The sequence below is a fragment of the Cupriavidus sp. 96C5-1 genome, from assembly GCF_057798855.1.
Map to the genome: position 1 here is coordinate 1 of NZ_JBYOJU010000021.1, position 16,358 is coordinate 16,358.

Annotated in this window: 15 protein-coding genes; 7 read left to right on the top strand and 8 right to left on the bottom strand. The window is 66.9% G+C overall.

What is annotated here, in order from left to right; translation table 11 throughout:
* Positions 1-112: 112 nt before the first annotated feature.
* A complete protein-coding gene (locus tag AC3FOF_RS21925; RefSeq protein WP_488727774.1) occupies positions 113-316 on the top strand; it encodes a hypothetical protein in 204 nt (67 codons plus the stop codon).
* A gap of 361 nt (positions 317-677) precedes the next feature.
* Here the strand turns inward: AC3FOF_RS21925 and AC3FOF_RS21930 are convergent, their stop codons facing one another.
* The 5 genes from AC3FOF_RS21930 to AC3FOF_RS21950 form a co-directional block, all read right to left on the bottom strand.
* On the bottom strand, positions 678-1,580 hold the full coding sequence (locus AC3FOF_RS21930) for a phosphatidylglycerol lysyltransferase domain-containing protein (RefSeq protein WP_488727775.1): 903 nt from the start codon (positions 1,578-1,580) through the stop codon (positions 678-680).
* The gene (locus tag AC3FOF_RS21935) at positions 1,577-2,389 is read right to left on the bottom strand and encodes a TIGR03084 family metal-binding protein (RefSeq protein ID WP_488727776.1); all 813 of its coding nucleotides are present in this window, start codon (positions 2,387-2,389) and stop codon (positions 1,577-1,579) included. The genes AC3FOF_RS21930 and AC3FOF_RS21935 overlap by 4 nt, the downstream gene beginning before the upstream one ends.
* Positions 2,390-2,556: 167 nt before the next feature.
* Positions 2,557-3,327, bottom strand: a complete 771-nt coding sequence (locus AC3FOF_RS21940) for an AraC family transcriptional regulator (RefSeq protein WP_488727777.1) — start codon at positions 3,325-3,327, stop codon at positions 2,557-2,559.
* A 273-nt stretch (positions 3,328-3,600) separates the two neighbouring features.
* Positions 3,601-5,424, bottom strand: coding sequence for an acyclic terpene utilization AtuA family protein (locus tag AC3FOF_RS21945; RefSeq protein WP_488727778.1), 1,824 nt, complete (start codon positions 5,422-5,424; stop codon positions 3,601-3,603).
* Positions 5,425-5,593: 169 nt separating this feature from the next.
* Positions 5,594-7,063, bottom strand: coding sequence for a M20/M25/M40 family metallo-hydrolase (locus tag AC3FOF_RS21950; protein ID WP_488727843.1), 1,470 nt, complete (start codon positions 7,061-7,063; stop codon positions 5,594-5,596).
* A gap of 236 nt (positions 7,064-7,299) precedes the next feature.
* On the opposite strand from AC3FOF_RS21950, the gene AC3FOF_RS21955 reads away from it, so the two are divergent.
* Positions 7,300-8,868 carry a fatty acid--CoA ligase gene (locus AC3FOF_RS21955; RefSeq protein WP_488727779.1) on the top strand — a complete coding sequence of 523 codons (1,569 nt, stop codon included), beginning with the start codon at positions 7,300-7,302 and terminating at the stop codon, positions 8,866-8,868.
* A gap of 311 nt (positions 8,869-9,179) precedes the next feature.
* Here the strand turns inward: AC3FOF_RS21955 and AC3FOF_RS21960 are convergent, their stop codons facing one another.
* The gene (locus AC3FOF_RS21960; protein ID WP_488727780.1) at positions 9,180-10,163 is read right to left on the bottom strand and encodes a DNA-binding protein; all 984 of its coding nucleotides are present in this window, start codon (positions 10,161-10,163) and stop codon (positions 9,180-9,182) included.
* 254 nt (positions 10,164-10,417) lie between these two features.
* Here AC3FOF_RS21960 and AC3FOF_RS21965 point away from each other — a divergent pair, with 254 nt between their 5' ends.
* The 3 genes from AC3FOF_RS21965 to AC3FOF_RS21975 all read left to right on the top strand — a co-directional run bounded on the left by AC3FOF_RS21965 (position 10,418) and on the right by AC3FOF_RS21975 (position 12,662).
* Positions 10,418-11,473: a site-specific integrase gene (locus tag AC3FOF_RS21965; protein ID WP_488727844.1), complete on the top strand. Its 1,056-nt coding sequence runs from the start codon at positions 10,418-10,420 to the stop codon at positions 11,471-11,473.
* 232 nt (positions 11,474-11,705) lie between these two features.
* Positions 11,706-12,089: a hypothetical protein gene (locus AC3FOF_RS21970; RefSeq protein WP_488727781.1), complete on the top strand. Its 384-nt coding sequence runs from the start codon at positions 11,706-11,708 to the stop codon at positions 12,087-12,089.
* 153 nt (positions 12,090-12,242) lie between these two features.
* Positions 12,243-12,662, top strand: coding sequence for a hypothetical protein (locus AC3FOF_RS21975; RefSeq protein WP_488727782.1), 420 nt, complete (start codon positions 12,243-12,245; stop codon positions 12,660-12,662).
* 30 nt (positions 12,663-12,692) lie between these two features.
* Here AC3FOF_RS21975 and AC3FOF_RS21980 read toward each other — a convergent pair whose 3' ends face one another.
* Together AC3FOF_RS21980 and AC3FOF_RS21985 are read right to left on the bottom strand one after the other, a co-directional pair.
* Complete coding sequence (locus tag AC3FOF_RS21980; protein ID WP_017229776.1) at positions 12,693-12,875, bottom strand: hypothetical protein; 183 nt, start codon at positions 12,873-12,875, stop codon at positions 12,693-12,695.
* Between the two features lie 154 nt (positions 12,876-13,029).
* On the bottom strand, positions 13,030-13,833 hold the full coding sequence (locus AC3FOF_RS21985; protein ID WP_488727845.1) for a sulfite exporter TauE/SafE family protein: 804 nt from the start codon (positions 13,831-13,833) through the stop codon (positions 13,030-13,032).
* Positions 13,834-13,957: 124 nt separating this feature from the next.
* Between AC3FOF_RS21985 and AC3FOF_RS21990 the strand changes: the two genes are divergently transcribed.
* Positions 13,958-14,815, top strand: coding sequence for an AraC family transcriptional regulator (locus AC3FOF_RS21990; protein ID WP_276263801.1), 858 nt, complete (start codon positions 13,958-13,960; stop codon positions 14,813-14,815).
* A 219-nt stretch (positions 14,816-15,034) separates the two neighbouring features.
* The gene (gene cqsA, locus AC3FOF_RS21995) at positions 15,035-16,354 is read left to right on the top strand and encodes an alpha-hydroxyketone-type quorum-sensing autoinducer synthase (RefSeq protein WP_346430233.1); all 1,320 of its coding nucleotides are present in this window, start codon (positions 15,035-15,037) and stop codon (positions 16,352-16,354) included.
* The last annotated feature ends 4 nt before the right edge of the window (positions 16,355-16,358 follow it).

Sequence of the window (16,358 nt, forward strand, 5' to 3'; positions counted from 1 at the left end):
GTGGGCGCGGTGGCCCCGGCTTGGGGCGAATACCCAAAATCTGGAGCCACCGCGCCCACGACGAAACCAGTGCCGCTCACGATTGAGTGGCCATATAAACTGGTAACGGCAGATGCTTGAATGGGCAAGCGAGATCGTCATTCAGGGGTCATACAATGAAACCACCGTCATTCGCAGCGGCAATGCCGTTCGCGCCGGTAGCGCCAGCAGTTTATTAGAACCGCCGCGCCCACCACGAATCCGCAAAGCCACCAATCCCGATAAGCCAGCCTCCTGCAAGGATCGCTTTCTTTTGGTTACTTTTCTTTACGAGTAAAGAAAAGTGACACCTCCATGTGCCCAAGAGCCTGACACCACTCCGCCTTTAGGCCCTGCAGGCCTGTCTCAACCCACCCAGGCCCAAGAGCCTGACACCACTCCGCCTTTAGGCCCTGCAGACCTGTCTCAACCCACCCAGTCCCAAGAGCCCGACGCCACTCCGCCTTTAGGCCCTGCAACCCTAAATAATACCCAAAAAAATCCCGATCCGACCACGCCAACCACATCGCTTAACCTTTAAACAGCAGCCATTTAAGCCGTAGCGTGATGCTCAGGCTCAACGGAAAGCCGCATGCCAATGGTCTTCAACACGGCCAGCAGCGTCCTGAGCGTCGAATCGCCCTTTGGGGACAACGCGCTCAGTCCACCCGCAGCCTCACCCGGTACTTCGGCAGCAAGGCGCTCGGCGCATACGAAATCTTGGTCTGCCGGAAGTTGTCCAACCCCATGTCCTGCTCGAAATTCAGCCATGCGACCGGCCGGGCGAAGGCTGTGCAGAAATGCTGGAACATGTACTGGTAGATGCCCTTGCAGGTATCCAGCCCCTTGGCAAAGCGCATGGCGAAGACCGCCGGGCGGATCTCCTGCGCCAGCACGAAGCCCGCCGGCTGGCCGGCCACCTCGTACAGGAAGCCTTCCAGGCCGAGCGCATCGGCCAGTTGCAGCGCCTCGCAGCACGGCGCGTCGTCGGCTTCGCCGTCGGCCTTGCGCTTGGCCTGCATCCAGCCCGCATGCACGGCCATGGCCTCGCCGGCCAGGCCCGTGTGGTAAGGACGGGCGGTTACCGTATGCGCGGCCAGAAGCTGTTTTACCAGGTTGCGCTTCTTGGCCAGGGTGGTGCCGCGATAGGCGGCAAAGTTGGCCGCCGGATAGAGGTAATCCGCATCGGCCCGCGCTTCGCTCCAGGTGAAGATGCCCGAGTCGAGCCGAGCCACCTGGTTCGTGGAGAGCGGATAAAGGCAATCGTGCTCGCGCAGCAGCGCGCGCACGACCGGCAGCGGTGTTGTCTCCAGCGTGAACAGCGGTAGCGCGTGGCGGGCGCCGTCGTAAGTCAGGCCGCTGACATGAGGATAGTCGCCGCCGACGTAACGGTAGGCGTGCGCCTGCCTGAACAGGAACAGGTTGGCGAAGGCGTGCTCGGACAGGCAGGTCTCGCCCGGGTCCGCGTTGAGCGCGCGCAAGGCCCGGTCGATCCCGGCAGCCAGCGCCGGCGAAAGTGGCACGCCGGCCGCCATGCGCAACGCGGCTTCGGGGGCGTTCACCCTGCCGTCGCCGTTCGCACGACGCGCGTGCCGGCAGCGGGCCCGGTGGCAGGCGGTCCGGCGAAGCACTGGGCCTGCGCCAGCCATTGCTGCGCCGGGCCGGGGCTGTATTGCAGCCGGGTATCGTCCAGGTGGCGGCGCTGCGTGACCAGCAGGCAGAAGTCTTCGGCGCTGCCGCGCACGAAGTTGTCCGCCTGCGGCTCGTTCCACGTCCATTGCCCGCCATCGGGCGCGCTCAGCTCCACATAGGGCGCGGGCCCGGGCACCGGCTCGCCGCGGTTGACGAAGGTCCAGCCATAGGTGGTGGCGCCAATATGCGCGATATGCCTGAGGCGGGCAGTCGGCGCGCGCACCCGCCCGACCGTATCCCAGACATCCTGCCCATGCGCCCACGTCTCCATCAGCCGCGCGGTGGCGAAGCTGCGCGCGCTCATGGGCGGCCCGTACCAGGGCAGGCGCGCCTTGGGATCCAGCGCGCAGAGGGTCTGTACCAGGCGCCGGTACAGGGGCTGCCAGTGCGCCAGCAGCGCCGGGCCGTCGAGATGGCCGTACACCTCGCGCGCCACCGCGCTGATATGCCCACCCGCCGCCATCAGCGTGTTGAGCGCCTGCGCGTCGCGCAGGAAGCCCTCCGGGTCGGTGGCGGCCTGCAGCGCGGTCTGGTCGAAGTAGCACAGGTGGGCGATCTCGTCCCACGCGCTCCAGCCGTAGAAGGCGCTGGGCTGGCGCCATTGCGCGGGCGTGAGCGTGGCGGCGAGCGCGCCCAGTTCGCTGTATTCGGCCAGCAGGTCCTGGCAGGTGTCTTTCATGGTCTGGTATCCGGCTGGTTCTTGCTCTTGCAGGGGGATGGCTCGTTGTCGTTCACCGCGCTTGGCCATATTGCCATTGCCGGCGGCAGGTTCGATTCTGGCGCGCGGCACGCCCGTGGTCTTGTGAAAAGTGGTTGCCGCGCCCTGCTCTCCGGCGCGTTCCGGGCCTAGGCAGCCTGGTAAGCCGCCGTGCGCGGCATGCCGTGCAGTGCCAGCCTGCGCGACCCGGCAAAGATATCCCGCGGCTTGAGCCCGTACACGCGGCGGATGGAGTGGCTGAAATGGGTGGAATCCGGATAGCCGGTGTCCAGCGCGACATCCGCCAGGTTGGCCTCCTGGGTGACGTAGTGCAGCAGGCTGCGGGCGCGTTTCCAGGTGCGGAAGGTGCGGAATGGCGTCCCAATTTCCGCCTTGAACAAGTGGAGGAAGCGCGAAAACGACAAATTGGCCTCGCGTGCATGGTCGGTGGCGGCGCTGCGGCCGCCCGGTTCGCCCTTGATCTGGCGCACGGCCGCATCGATGCGCGGATCGAGCGTGCGCGGGGCCAGCGGCCCGCCAAGCATCAACGTGTCCAGCAGGCAGGGATCCAGCGCCGGACGCCGCATGCCGCGCAGCTGGGCGATCAGGTCGCGCGCATGCTGCGCCTGCCGCGGGGCCGCCAGCGCGCCGCCGGGGCCGCGCAAGAGCGGCGGCAGCCGCGACATGTCCACGGTTTCGGGTTCGATCAGGAAGCCGCAGAGGGTGCGGCAGTCGGACACAATGCGGTGCGGCGCGTACGGCGGCACCATGGCGATCTCGGCCGTCTCCCAGGCGCCATCCGCCACGCTCAGGCGAAACGGCGCGTCCAGCGCCACGTACAGCAGGATGGCGCCGATGGCGCGCACCGACGGCGCGCCAAGCAGCCCGACGTACAGGACGCGATCGGGGTCCAGCCACATAAAGCTTCCGCTCGGCCGGTCACCGGAGCGGGCCGTCGCGTCTCGCAGGGATTCCAACGTTGGCAGCATCTCGGTCTCACACTGTTCACGGTGCGCGCTATCGCGCGGGCAGGCACCTGGTTCGGCAAGAAGGGGCAAGCGCCGGGCACGCATCGCGAATGATCGCAAATCGCGCCCGGAGGCCTGCAGGCCTCCAGCATCATGCCAGCGATGGCAGCCGAGCAGCCGGCGGATGGGGGTTTATCCCGATGCTCGCACGGCTTGCGCCCCGGCTTATGCGCCCCGCGCCCGGGCCAGTTCCGGCGGCACCCGCACCGGCATCGCCAGCAGGACCTGTCCCATGCCCTTGCCGAGCGGATCGTTGCGCAGCGAGGCCATGCCGCCGCCGCCGAGCGCCTGTTCGCAGAGGAAGTTGAAGGCGCCGATGCCGGGCAGGAAGTAACGCGTTATCCTGCCCTTGACGTTATGGGCCAGGAAGGCCGCCACCGCGGCCTCGGTGAGCTGCGCCGCGATCAGCGGCATGTAGGCGGGGTCGCGCGGGATGATGCCGATGTTGGAGAAGTCGCCCTTGTCGCCGCTGCGTCCGTAGGCGAGCCGGATCAGTGGCACCTCGATCCAGTCTGCGCCAGGTACCTGCGCGCCGGATGCGGAACGTGGTCCATCCATGACCGGGTCTGCCTCCGTTGTGTCGGCCCCTGCGGCGCAAGCCGCCGGCAACGGCACCGGCTGATCGTCGAGCCAGACCGCTGGCTGCACCCGCTCTTTCGGCACCAGGAAAGGAAACTGCTTGATCGCCAGGCTGACCGACGGCCTGCCGCCCACGCCCGTCGTGCCGGGCGACCAGGAGGTGCCGGCCGGCGCGATTTCGCGGGCAAACAGTTCCAGCGCGCGTTTGTCCGGGTGGGTCACGGCCAGCCACATCACCGCCTCGAAGAGCGTCGGCTGTGGCACATGCGGTCCAAAGGATGCGGCCGTGCCAAGCACGTCCAGCCGGGTTTCCGTGAAATCCGGCATGCCGGCCCGGGCCAGCAGCGCGCGGGTGCGCTCCAGGAAGGCCTCGCCGCTGCGGCGGGCCTTGCGCACGGCATCGAAACCGACGATGGTCAGCTGGGCCGAGCAACGGTAGCCGTCGGCATAGGTGGCCGACACCTTGTAGCTCGGGGTGGGTGCGCGGCCCCTGGCGCCCTGCACTTCCACCAGGTCCGCGCCGGCCTGGCGCAGGGTCACGCCAGTGAAGTCGCAGACTACGTCGGGCAGCAGGTAGGCGGCGGGATCGCCGATTTCGTACAGCATCTGCTCGCCGACGGTGGCGGGGCTGACCAGCCCGCCGGTACCGGGCGGCTTGCCGACCAGGAAGCTGCCGTCGGCCCGGCAGGCCACCACCGGGTAGCCGATATTGGCCCAGTCCGGCACCTGTTCCCAGTCCGTGTGCAGGCCGCCGGTGGCCTGGCAGCCGCACTCGATGATGTGCCCCGCCAGGCTGCCCGCGGCCAGCAGATCATAGTCGGTCGGGTTCCAGCCGAACTCGTGCATCAGCACGCCCAGCGTCACCGCGCTATCCACGCAGCGGCCGGTGATCACGATATCGGCGCCGGCGTCCAGCGCCGCCTGGATCGGCAAGGCGCCCAGATAGGCGTTGGCGGTCAGGACGCGCGCGGGCATGGCGGCGCCGCTCTGCATGTCCCGCACCCCGGACGCGCGCAGCGCCTCCAGTTGCGGCATCAGGTCATCGCCCTCTACCACCGCCACCCGCGCCGGCACGCCCAGTTCCTCCGCCAGCTTGCGCACCGCCGCCGCGCAGGCGCGCGGATTGACGCCGCCGGCGTTGCTGACGATACGGATCCCTTGCGCCATGGCTGGCTTGAGCACAGCCCGCAGGGCACCGGTGACGAAGTCCAGCGCATAGCCGGCCTCCGGGTTTTTCAGCCGCGCGGCGGCCAGCAGCGACATGGTGAGTTCGGCAAGGTAGTCGAATACGAGGTAGTCGACCTTCCCTTTCTCCACCAGTTGCACGGGGCCGATCGCGCTGTCGCCCCAGAAGCCCGAAGCGCCGCCGATGCGCACGTCTTCCCTGCCCTGCCGAGTCTTTCCGTTCATGGTTCCGTCCGATCCGTCCAATCCGTCCATTGCGTGGTTGGTCTGGGCTGAGGTCTGGCGGAACGCACACGCCAGCCAACCCGACGCAGCCACGATAGCGGCGCCGGGCCGGCGTGTCTTGTGTCAATTGGCTCTTGCTGCCGGGCTGCTCCCGGCCGCGCCGAAGCGCTCAGGGCGCGGCGGCAATCACCCCTGCCACGGCCGCGGTGAGCTTCTTGGCATAGGGCACATGCAGGAACTCGTTGGGGCCATGGGCATTCGATTTCGGGCCCAGCACGCCACAGACCATGAACTGGGCGTGGGGAAAGCCTGCCTTCAAGGTGTTCATGAGCGGGATGGTGCCACCCTGGCCGATGTAGCCGCAATCCGCACCATAGTGCTCGCGCGATACGCCGTTGAGGGCCGATGCCAGCCACGGCGCCAGCTCCGGCGCGCTCCAGCCGCTGGCCGCCCCGGCATCGGGGCGGAAGGTCACGCGGGCGTTATAAGGCGGGTCGAATTCGAGCAGGGCCTTGAGATCGGCCACGGCCTGGCTTGCTTCCACCAGCGGCGGCAGCCGCAGCGACAGCTTGAACGCCGTGCGCGGGCGCAGCACATTGCCGGCATCGGCCAGCGCCGGCAGTCCGGCCGCACCGGTCACCGACAGCGAGGGCCGCCAGGTGGAGTTCAGCAGTACCTCGCGCGCGTCTCCGGTGACGGGTAGCACCGGCCGTCCATCCTGGCCGCAGGCCCATGGCAGGCTCTTCCAGACCTCGTCGCCCAGGACGCGCGCGGTGGCCTCGGCTTCGCGCAGGCGCTGCGGCGGAATCGGGCAATGAAAGGCGGCGGGCAGCAGGTTGCCGGTGGCGGCGTCCTCCAGTCGCTCGAACAACTGGCGCATGATGCGGAAGCTCGACGGCGCGATGCCGCCGTTGGAGCCGGAATGGATACCTTCGTCCAGCACTTCCACCTCCAGGTCGCCTGCCACGAGGCCGCGCAGCGATGTGGTCAGCCAGAGCTGGTCGTAGTTGCCCGCGCCGGAGTCCAGGCAGACCACCAGCGACACCTTGCCGAGCCGCTCGCGCAGCGCATCGACATAGGGCAGCAGGTCGTAACTGCCTGATTCCTCGCAGGTTTCGATCAGGCCCACACAGCGCGGGCGTTCGATGCCCTGTGCGTCCAGCGCCGCCAGCGCGGTCAGGCTGGCGTAGATGGCATAGCCATCGTCGGCGCCGCCGCGGCCATACAGCTTGCCGTTCTCGAGTTTCGGGGTCCAGGGCCCCAGGTCATTGCGCCAGCCCGAGAATTCGGGCTGCTTGTCCAGGTGGCCGTACAACACGATGGTTTCCGTACTGCCGGAACGCGTGGCGGCCGATTCGAAGAAGATCACCGGCGTGCGGCCGGGCAGTCTGACGATTTCCAGCCTGAGGCCACGCACCGGCTGCCGCTCCGCCCATGTCGCCGCCTCGGTCACCACGCGTTCGATAAAGCCGTGGCGCGCCCAGTCGGGATCGAAGGCGGGGCTCTTGGCCGGTACCGCGATGTAGTCGGTCAGCGCCGGCACGATTTCGTCGTTCCATTTGCGCTCGACGAAGTTGCGCAGTTGCGCCGCATCGAGGACGGGCTTTTGCTGGGTAGCGGGCTCGGTGGCCGGGGTCATCATGGGATCCTTTCGTTCAGCTGCAACGGTTGCCGGCGCCGGGAGCGCCGGCGTGCATGGCCAAAACTGTAGCGCGTTCCGTCCGCCAGGACGAGCCCGCAGGCATACCACCACCGATCCATATATGCACAGTGCTAATCGTTATTTCCAAATTTGTGGCGCTCACTTTATATTCGTCCGCTTTCGCCGGATGGCCCAGCGAGGCCGTCCTCCCCCATCGCAGCCGGAGCCTTACCTTGACGCACGTCCTTACGCTGGGCGACACCCTTTCCTGGCCGGCGCGCTACCTGCCGCGCAAAACCGCCCTGGTGGCCGGCACGGGCGCGTCGCGCCGTACCTGGACCTACGCCGAACTCGATGCCGAGGTCAACCGGCATGCCCATGGGCTGCTGTCGACCGGCGTGGGGCCCGGCGACGTGGTGGCAGCCTTCCTCTACAACACGCCAGCCTTCGTGTTCAGCCTGCTGGCGGCGGCCCGTATCGGCGCGGTCTTCAACCCGGTCAATTACCGGCTGGCGGCGCAGGAACTGGCCTTCATCCTGTCCGATGGCAAGGCTGCCGCGCTGCTGTTCGAGCAGGAAGGTGCTGCCGTGGTGGAAAAGGCGGTGGAGCTGGCGCCCGGCACGGCGCGCTGGATCTACGCCGACGACGGCGCCGCGCCAGCTTTCGCCACCCACGCACTGGCCGCGCTGGCCGGGGGCCAGTCCAGCCATGCGCCGCAGATCGCCGTCGGCGAGGACGATCCCTGCATCCTGATGTACACCAGCGGCACCACCGGCCGGCCCAAGGGCGTGCTGCACACCCATCGAAGCAAGCTCGCGCACAACGCCATGATGCATCAGGCCATGACGCTCTCGCGCGAGGACGTGGGCCTGTCGATCGCCCCGCTCAACCACACGGCCGAGCTGCACACCAGCTTCCTGCCGCGCCTGCAACTGGGCGCCACGCAGGTATTGCAGCGCCGCTTCGACGCCGGCGAGGCCTGGCAACTGGTGGAAGCGGAGAAGGTCACGCACTTCTTTGCCGCGCCGACCATGGTGAGCATGCTGCTCAACCACCCCGATGCGCAGCGACGCGACTTGTCGTCGCTGCGGCTGGTCGAGTACGGCGGCGCATCGATGGCGCCGCACCTGATCCGCGAGTGGGATCGCACCGTAGGCGCGGGGCTGGTGCAGGTTTATGGCACCACCGAGATGGGGCCGTGCATGTCGGTGCTGTATCCGCACGAGCAGCTCAGCCACGCCGGCTCGGCCGGCCTGCCCTCGCTCAACCATGACCTGGTCGTGGCCGCCCTGCGCGACGACGGCGAGCCTACCGACCCCGCCGAGCGCTGCGCGCCCGGCGAGGTCGGTGAAATCCTGGTGCGCGGCCCGTGCATGATGGCCGGCTACCTGAACCGCCCGGACGCCAACGCCCGCGCCCTTGCCCACGGCTGGTACCACACCGGCGACCTCGGCAGCCTGGACGCCGATGGCTACCTGTGGATCCGCGACCGGATCGACTACATGATCAACTCCGGCGCCGAAAACGTGTATCCGCGCGAGGTCGAGGACGCCCTGATCGAACATCCGGCCGTGCTGGAAGTCGCCGTGATCGGCGAGGCGGATGCGACCTGGGGGCAGGTGGTCTGCGCCTACGTGGTGGGCAAGGCCGGGGCCGAGGCCAATGCGGAGGTGCTTGATGGATTCCTCGTGCACGGAGACCGGCTGGCAGCCTACAAGCGTCCGCGCCGCTATCACTTCGTGGATGCGTTGCCGAAAACCACCAGCGGGAAGATTCAGAAGCATTTGCTGCGGGTGGCGTGAGCGGGTGGGGCGTGTGCCCCTGCAGCATTCCTTATGGATCAGATAGATATGCTCGATATCTCGTGTATCAGGCGAACAAGAGAGCTTTGCTAGGGGCGGATCTGGACAAAATCCATATATATCAATAGTTTGTGGCAGAAGGTGAACGGATCACATTAGCATCTTGCCATGCCAGCCATTGCGTTTGAATGTGATAACGCGTTGCCTCGATTTTTCCCTGTAAATATCCTTTTAATCATATAGTTACTTGATATTCCTACTGTTTTACTTACGATTTCCCCAGTAAGTCGCGGCTGCGGATTCCTCTCGCGTCAGGCGCCAAGCCGCGTCCGCCGCACCGGGCGGATCGGCCTGGCACGGCCAGCGCCCTGCCGCGCCGGCGAGCGTCTTGCCCGAACGGCTTCAGGCTCCGCGCTGCCGCGGCTCTCCAGCAACTGCCGGTACTCTGCCAGCAAGCTGTCTTGCTGCCTGACCCGTTCGTCCAGTACGGCCAACGCATTCCCAAGCCTGGAAACTTCCTCAGCGAGCCGCCCCGCGGTCTCTGCGGCTTCCGCCAGCTTCTGCTGACCGGCCTTCCGCTCGTTGTCCAGCAGTCGCTGCCCTTCCCTTGCCGCCACACGCGCGGCGTCCAGTTCCAGCGCCATGCGCCGTTCGTTGGCGCTCGAGCGCTCGGTGATGATCTCGCGTTCCTTGTCCCAGGCCGCGCGCTGGCTCGCGGTATCGCGCAGCAGCGCATCTTTCTCTACCTGCGCGCGGGCCAGTGTGGCGCGTAGCGCGTCGTTGTCCTCCTGCCCGGCGAGCAACTGCGCTTCGGCACGGGCCGCGCGTTCGCCGGCTTCGTCCCGGGCGCGCGCCAGTTCGGCCAGTGCCCTGTCAGCGGCTTCCAGCTTGGCTTCCAGCACGGCGCGCTCCTGCGCCAAGGCGGCCTGCCCGGCTTCCAGTTCCTCCTGTGCCTGCTGCAGCGCGGCCTCCCGCCCGGCATAGCTGGCGGTCACGGCAGCCCTGGCCTCCGCCTGCGCCGCTTCCCACAGGTAGCGGGCCGCCTGGTTCACCGGTTCGGGCAAATCGGCCGGCGCGGCAAAAGCCTGCGGATCCTGCAGGCGCGCGCCAAGGCCGGCGAACCAGGCGTCCAGGTGCGGACTGACCGTATTTGGCGAGCCCCGCCCCAGATGCAGCCGGATCCGTTCGATGGTCGGGCGCTGGCCGGCCAGCAGCAAGGCGTCGGCGGCTTGCCAGACGTCTTGGCGGGTGATGGCGCGGGAGCGCGTAGCGGCGGAAAGATTGGCGTTTTGCATGGTTCTGGCAAGTTTTCTGGTGGCATGCAGGCTGGCCACCCGGATAAGGCACGATAAGGAATAGTTATCATGCCTTATCCATTGATGTTGTATAATTTAATACAGCATACATCATATTTATTATGAAATATCGGAATTTCTCGGCAGACCCGGAGGAAACGGCAGAATGCCCCCCAAAGCATGCCGGCGCATCCCTCGTGGCGCCAGCACAGGCCGATCTGCCCGCGCCGCTCCATCCGTCCGAACTTGATCCGATGGGGCGCGCGGCCGCCGAGGCGCTGTACCGCGAAGGGGAATCCGCCAACACGGTGACCAGCTACCGGTCCGCCCTGCGCTACTGGGCGGGCTGGTTCGCGCTGCGCTACGGCCAGCCGATCGCCCTGCCCTTGGCGCCGGCGGTCGTCATCCAGTTCGTGGTCGACCACGCCACGCGCACTACGCCGCAGGGGCCGGTCAGCGAACTGCCACCGGCCATCGACACCGCGCTGGTTGCCCGCGGACTCAAGGCGCGCACCGGGCCGCCCGCGCTGGCCACGCTGATGCATCGCTTGGCGGTGATTGCCAAAGCCCACCAACTGGAAAACGCAGCCAATCCCTGCGCCGATCCCGCCGTGCGCGAACTGGTGGCGCGCACGCGCCGCGCCTATGCAAAGCGGGGCGAGCGTCCGGCACGCAAGGCTGCGCTCACGCGCGAGCCCTTGGCCCGCCTGCTGGAGACCTGCGACGATTCGCTGATCGGCTTGCGAGACCGGGCCTTGCTGCTGTTCGCCTGGTCCAGCGGTGGCCGGCGGCGCTCCGAGGTGGCGGGCGCCACGCTAGCCGCCCTCACGCGCATGGGGCCGGGCGAGTTCGTCTATCAACTGGGCTGGTCGAAGACCAACCAGGCCGGGGCGGATTTGCCTGACAACGCCAAGCCGGTCATTGGTGCCGCCGGCGCCGCGCTGGAGGCGTGGTTGCACGCATCGGCAATCCGTGACGGCGCCATCTTCCGGCGCATTCGCCGCGGCGGCCATGTTGGGGAGGCGCTGTCGGATGCGGCCGTGCGCAAGATCGTCAAGCAGCGCTGCGAGGCGGCTGGGCTGGATGGAGACTTCTCGGCGCATTCGCTGCGCTCCGGCTTCGTGACCGAGGCCGCCGCGCGGCAGGTGCCGCTGGCCGAAACCATGGCCATGACCGGACACACCAGCGTGGCTACGCTGGTGCGCTACTTCCGTGCGGCCGACGCACGGCGCTCGACGGCAGCCGACCTGATGGGCGAACTGGCAGACGATGACGGACGAGCGGAATCCGGTAGCGCGAAACCGCGCTGAACGTGGCCGCACTATTGCCGTACTCCCGCGGCGGCTGGACAAGCCGTGCCCGGCGAATAAGAATGTGGGCCGGGCCGGAATCGCCTGGCGCTGGGTGAATGCCCTGGCCGGCGCGCATGCCGCGATCTGCCGCGTAGCGGCGTGTCGACGATTCCAGGACGATCGCCGTTCGCGGCATCCACGGGAGACCGCCATGCGGCATTGCCTTGTCTTGTTCATGCTCTGCGCGTGCATGGGTTTCGCCCAAGCGGGCAAATGCGTCAGCGGCAGCAAGACGCTCTATACCGATACGGCCTGCCCGCCGGGCTGGCAGGGGGCGGCGCTGGGCGGCAACCTGTCGCGGATCAGCCCCGAGCCGGCTACCGATGAAGCCAACCGGCAGTTCCTGCAGAGCCGCGAGGCCGAGGAACGCGAATACCAGGCGCGCATCACGCGTGAACAGGCCGACGCGGCGCGGGCCGAGTACAAGCAGTGCAATTGGCTGGGCAGTCAGCTGCGGCAGCTGGAAGCCGACTATGGCATGAGGCGGCGGGCACGCCTGCCGAAGGAAGAACAGGAGGGCTACCGCCAGCGCCAGCGCGCCTTGCGCGAGCAGCAGGCGCGGCTGCGCTGCTGACATCCGCGCGATATACCCCGCAAAAGCGCAGCGCTGCCAGCCCTGATCCCCCGGGTTGCCCGGCATTCCGCTGCAGGGCCGGCCTATCTATACTGGCAGGCGGGCCGAATGCCGGCCCCTGTACTCCAGGCCGCCGAGAATAGGAGAAGGGATATGCCACACGAACAGTTCCTCGCCAAGCAGGAAGATCGCCGCAGCGGATTGCGCGCCCTGCGCGCCGCGCTGCTGAAGGTGCACAAGGAAGTGATCGCGCTGAACCGCGCCGAATATGAACGCCTGCACGGCCCGATCCCGGCCGGGCTGTTCGTGCAGGTTGTGACCGAGGAGACCTATTTCCGCTGGCTCGACCCGCTCTCGCGGCTGATCATCGAGATCGACGAGGAACTGGAGGCACCGGAACACCACGATCAAACCTGCCGCGCCGTCGCGGCGGCCACCGAGAAGCTGTTTGGCCCGGACAGCGAGCCGAGCTTTCGCGACCGTTACCAGCAAGCCCTGCAGGACGAATCCGGCGTCATCGTCGCGCATGGGCAATTGATGAAGGTGGTGGCGCAGCTACGGCAACTGGTCTAGGCGGGGCGCCCAGCCGCCCTTGCTCCCGGGCTATTTCTGCCGGGGAGCGGAGCGCGGCGGGTGCACGGCGATCGGATCGCTCGCGGGGAAAGTTTCGCCGAGGGCTTCGTCCAGTTCGTCTTCCACATGACTGTCCTTGTCCCCCCGCGCCGGTGCCGTTTTCGGCGGTGCGGTGGGTGACGCTGGCTTGGTCGGCGCGGCAGGCTTGCTCATGACCCTGTCCTGAAACGATGAAGGTCCCTTGATCTTAGAGCGCTTTGTGGCGAGATGCCAATCCAAGCAAGCGCTGCTCCCACGGCTGTAGGGAGACGGCCCGAGCCGTTGCCGGCGGATGCCCATGGTGCGCGAGCGGCGTGCCTTGCGGCTTTCACTTGATCATCATGCTGGCCATCACCAGGGCCAGCAGCGCGATGTAGACGCGCGCATGGATCCGGTCGGGTATGCGTCCGACCCACCGCCCCGCCAGGCGGATGCCGGCCAGGGAACCGAGCGAAAGCAGCGCGAACGCGGCAAGGTCGATATTGCCGAGATACCTGGGCCCCTGTGTGAGCGGCTGGTGCCAGGCCATGGCGGCATAGGTCAGCGTTCCCAGCACGGCAACCGGCAGGCTCAGGGGATTCGCCATGGCCGTGGCTTGCGTCATGCTCAGGCCGCGGCGGCGCAGCAGCGGCACTGTCATGACGCTGCCGCCCACGCCAAGAAAGGTGGCGACCACGCCGATCACCACGCCGCCTGCCACCGTCTGCGCGTGGCCGAGAGGCCGCGGAGCACTTCCCGGCGCATGCGAGAGGAAACCCCGGCGCAGCAGGCAATCCGCCAGGGTGGCGGCAAGATAGGCAACAAAGGCAAAGCGGACGATATCCTCGCTGGCCAGGACGGCGGCCCCGGCTCCCACTACGGCGCCCAGGCCGATAAAGCCTGCCAGCGGCCAGATGTAGGGCGAAAGGATATTGCCTGCCAGACGGTGTTTGCGGGTGGCGAGCCAGGCATTCACGATCATCACCGCCGTCGACGTGGCCACGGCTACATGCATTGCCGCCGGGCCCGGGCCATCAGCGTTGGCGAGCGTGCGGTAAAGCAAGGGAACGACCACGAATCCCCCGCCAAAACCAAACAACACCGTGCTGACACCGGTCAGGCAGCCAAATAGTACAAAGAGGAGATAAAGCATCACACCGCAGGGACTCGTTGGGGAAACGGTCACGATACGGTGTCTGGTCATGGCCAGCTTTCGATGATTGGTCAATAATATTTGCGTTTCGGCCAATCCACGATCCACGCGATCCACGCGATCCATGCTCAACGTCCGCATCGACGATTTCGATCAGGTGCCCCGCCCCGTCGTTGCCATCGGGACCGACTACCCGAAAGGCTACCTGCTGCCCTGGCACACCCATCGCCGCGCGCAGTTGCTCTATGGCGCGACCGGCGTGATGCATGTCGCGACGCGGGAGGGGAACTGGATCGTCCCGCCGCAGCGGGCGGTGTGGATTCCTCCGGGGATGCTGCATGAAGTCCGGATGGTCGGGGTCAGCACACGCAGCCTGTATATCGAGCCCGGCGCCCTGCCGTGGCCGGGCGACGCCTGCCAGGTGGTCGGGGTGTCGCCTCTGGTGCGGCAGTTGTTGATTGGCGCCGTGGAGATGCGGGCGGAATACGATCCGGATGGCCGGGACGGGGCGCTGATCGCCCTGCTTCTGCATGAAATTGCGCGCATGACGGTATTGCCCCTGCACATTCCGTTACCCGCCGACGCGCGGCTTCTGCCGCTATGCCAGGCTTTTCTCGGGCAGCCCGACACCCACGACTCCCCACAGCGCTGGGCGCGGGAACTGCATATGAGCACGCGGACCTTCAGCCGGTTCTTCCGCGAACAGACCGGCATGGCGTTCTCCGAATGGCGCCAACGCGCCTGCGTGGTCCTTGCGCTGTCCCGGCTGGCGGCCGGCGAAGCCGTTACCCGTATTGCGCTCGATTTCGGCTACGACAGTCCGGCTGCTTTTTCGACGATGTTCCGTCGCGTGCTGGGCCATGCTCCGACGGAATATCTGCAGATGGAGGTGGCCGTGGCTGGCTCGTGCCCAGCTGTCGTCGCGCGTGCCGCAGCCCCCGTCCCTATCGACACGTCCACCGCAGGCCGCGCGCGCAAATAGCCGTGGTATGGCGGCGCTCCCCCCGCGCTACTGAGTTGACATGGCAGGAACGCCGGCACGCGGCAGAATAGCCTGTTGGCGCAACGTCACGCAGGCACCCATGTCCACCCCGGACCAGACATTGCAAACAATGGTGCGGGCCGCGTCTGCGTTGCGGCGAGCCATCGCCGGCCGGTTCGCGGCCGGCTCTTTGTCGGAAGTATATCCAAGGGGAAAATAATGAATAATACGGGCGCCGGTTATCGTCAAACGGGTAGTGCCTTACAGATGGCTGCAGCGTGGCCGGACTTCGTCACGGCTCGAGTGGCGGGGCACACGTTGGATCGGGTACAGAAGCGATGGGGTGGCAGCCATTTGCTGCACGGCCGGCAACCTGGACCCGACGCGGTTCATTTTTCGAGCAACGACTATCTTTGCCTGCTCGGCGAGCAGGCACTGGTGATGGCACAGAGCACGGCGATGCGCCGCCCGGAGAGCGAGTTGCTGATGTCGGCAATTTTCTTGCACGGGGACAATCCCGCCAGTCAGCTCGAGCGCAAGCTGGCGGCGTTCACCGGTGCCGAGGACAGCATCCTTTGTCAATCCGGGTGGGTAGCCAATGTGGGCCTTCTGCAAAGCATCGCCAATGAACGCACACCCGTCTATCTGGACATGCTGGCGCACATGTCACTATGGGAAGGCGCGCATGCAGCGCACGCCCGTGCGATTCCATTCATGCACAACGACGCCGAGCATGCGGAGCGCCAGATTCGCAAGGACGGCCCCGGGATCATCGTGGTTGACGCGGTCTACAGCACGAACGGCAGTCTCTGCCCGCTGGCCGAATTCGTGGAGGTGGCCGAACGCACCGGCAGCGTGCTGGTGGTCGACGAATCCCACTCATTAGGTACTCACGGTCCTGGCGGTGCTGGCCTGGTGGCTCAGCTTGGGCTCTCGCGCCGGGTCCACTTCCAGACGGCCAGCCTGGCCAAGGCCTTCGGCGGGCGCGCCGGGCTAATCACGTGCCCGTCTTCGTTCAAGGGCTATTTCGCTATGGAATCCCGTCCCGCAATCTTCAGCTCAGGGCTGCTGCATCATGAATTGGCCTGGTTCAATGCGGCTGCTGACTTTATTGCCGCAGCCGACGAGCGCCGCGCTCAGTTGCGTACTGTTTCAGCCGAAGCGCGGGAAGCGCTCGCCGGTCTGGGCTATAACGTATCGGCGGGTTCGGAGCAGATCATTGCGTTGGAGTCAGGCACCGAGCAGCAGACCATGGTGCTGCGCAATGCGCTCCAGTCGCGCGGCATCTTCGGCGCCGTGTTCTGCGCGCCTGCTACGGCGCGCGACCGGGCCTTGATGCGGCTGACCATGAATGCCTGCCTGACGGCGGTGGAAATCGAGCGGCTGATTCAGGTCTGCGCTGAGATCCGTGATGAAGTGGGACTGGCGAACTGGCGTTCGACGCGGTGCTTGCGCAGGGCGCCCCGTGCCAAACCAGCCACGGCCAGGCCGCCCGTAGTGCGCCATGACAGCCTGGAAGCCGCGCACGGTACCGTCTGACCGG

What these genes read in the sequence shown, in the direction of transcription:
- AC3FOF_RS21925 (WP_488727774.1), top strand. Translation starts at nt 113, where the DNA reads ATGCTTGAATGGGCAAGCGAGATCGTCATTCAGGGGTCATACAATGAA.
- AC3FOF_RS21935 (WP_488727776.1), bottom strand. Translation starts at nt 2,389, where the DNA reads ATGAAAGACACCTGCCAGGACCTGCTGGCCGAATACAGCGAACTGGGC.
- AC3FOF_RS21940 (WP_488727777.1), bottom strand. Translation starts at nt 3,327, where the DNA reads ATGTGGCTGGACCCCGATCGCGTCCTGTACGTCGGGCTGCTTGGCGCG.
- AC3FOF_RS21945 (WP_488727778.1), bottom strand. Translation starts at nt 5,424, where the DNA reads ATGAACGGAAAGACTCGGCAGGGCAGGGAAGACGTGCGCATCGGCGGC.
- AC3FOF_RS21950 (WP_488727843.1), bottom strand. Translation starts at nt 7,063, where the DNA reads ATGACCCCGGCCACCGAGCCCGCTACCCAGCAAAAGCCCGTCCTCGAT.
- AC3FOF_RS21960 (WP_488727780.1), bottom strand. Translation starts at nt 10,163, where the DNA reads ATGCAAAACGCCAATCTTTCCGCCGCTACGCGCTCCCGCGCCATCACC.
- AC3FOF_RS21965 (WP_488727844.1), top strand. Translation starts at nt 10,418, where the DNA reads ATGGGGCGCGCGGCCGCCGAGGCGCTGTACCGCGAAGGGGAATCCGCC.
- AC3FOF_RS21970 (WP_488727781.1), top strand. Translation starts at nt 11,706, where the DNA reads ATGGGTTTCGCCCAAGCGGGCAAATGCGTCAGCGGCAGCAAGACGCTC.
- AC3FOF_RS21975 (WP_488727782.1), top strand. Translation starts at nt 12,243, where the DNA reads ATGCCACACGAACAGTTCCTCGCCAAGCAGGAAGATCGCCGCAGCGGA.
- AC3FOF_RS21980 (WP_017229776.1), bottom strand. Translation starts at nt 12,875, where the DNA reads ATGAGCAAGCCTGCCGCGCCGACCAAGCCAGCGTCACCCACCGCACCG.
- AC3FOF_RS21985 (WP_488727845.1), bottom strand. Translation starts at nt 13,833, where the DNA reads ATGCTTTATCTCCTCTTTGTACTATTTGGCTGCCTGACCGGTGTCAGC.
- AC3FOF_RS21990 (WP_276263801.1), top strand. Translation starts at nt 13,958, where the DNA reads ATGCTCAACGTCCGCATCGACGATTTCGATCAGGTGCCCCGCCCCGTC.
- cqsA (WP_346430233.1), top strand. Translation starts at nt 15,035, where the DNA reads ATGAATAATACGGGCGCCGGTTATCGTCAAACGGGTAGTGCCTTACAG.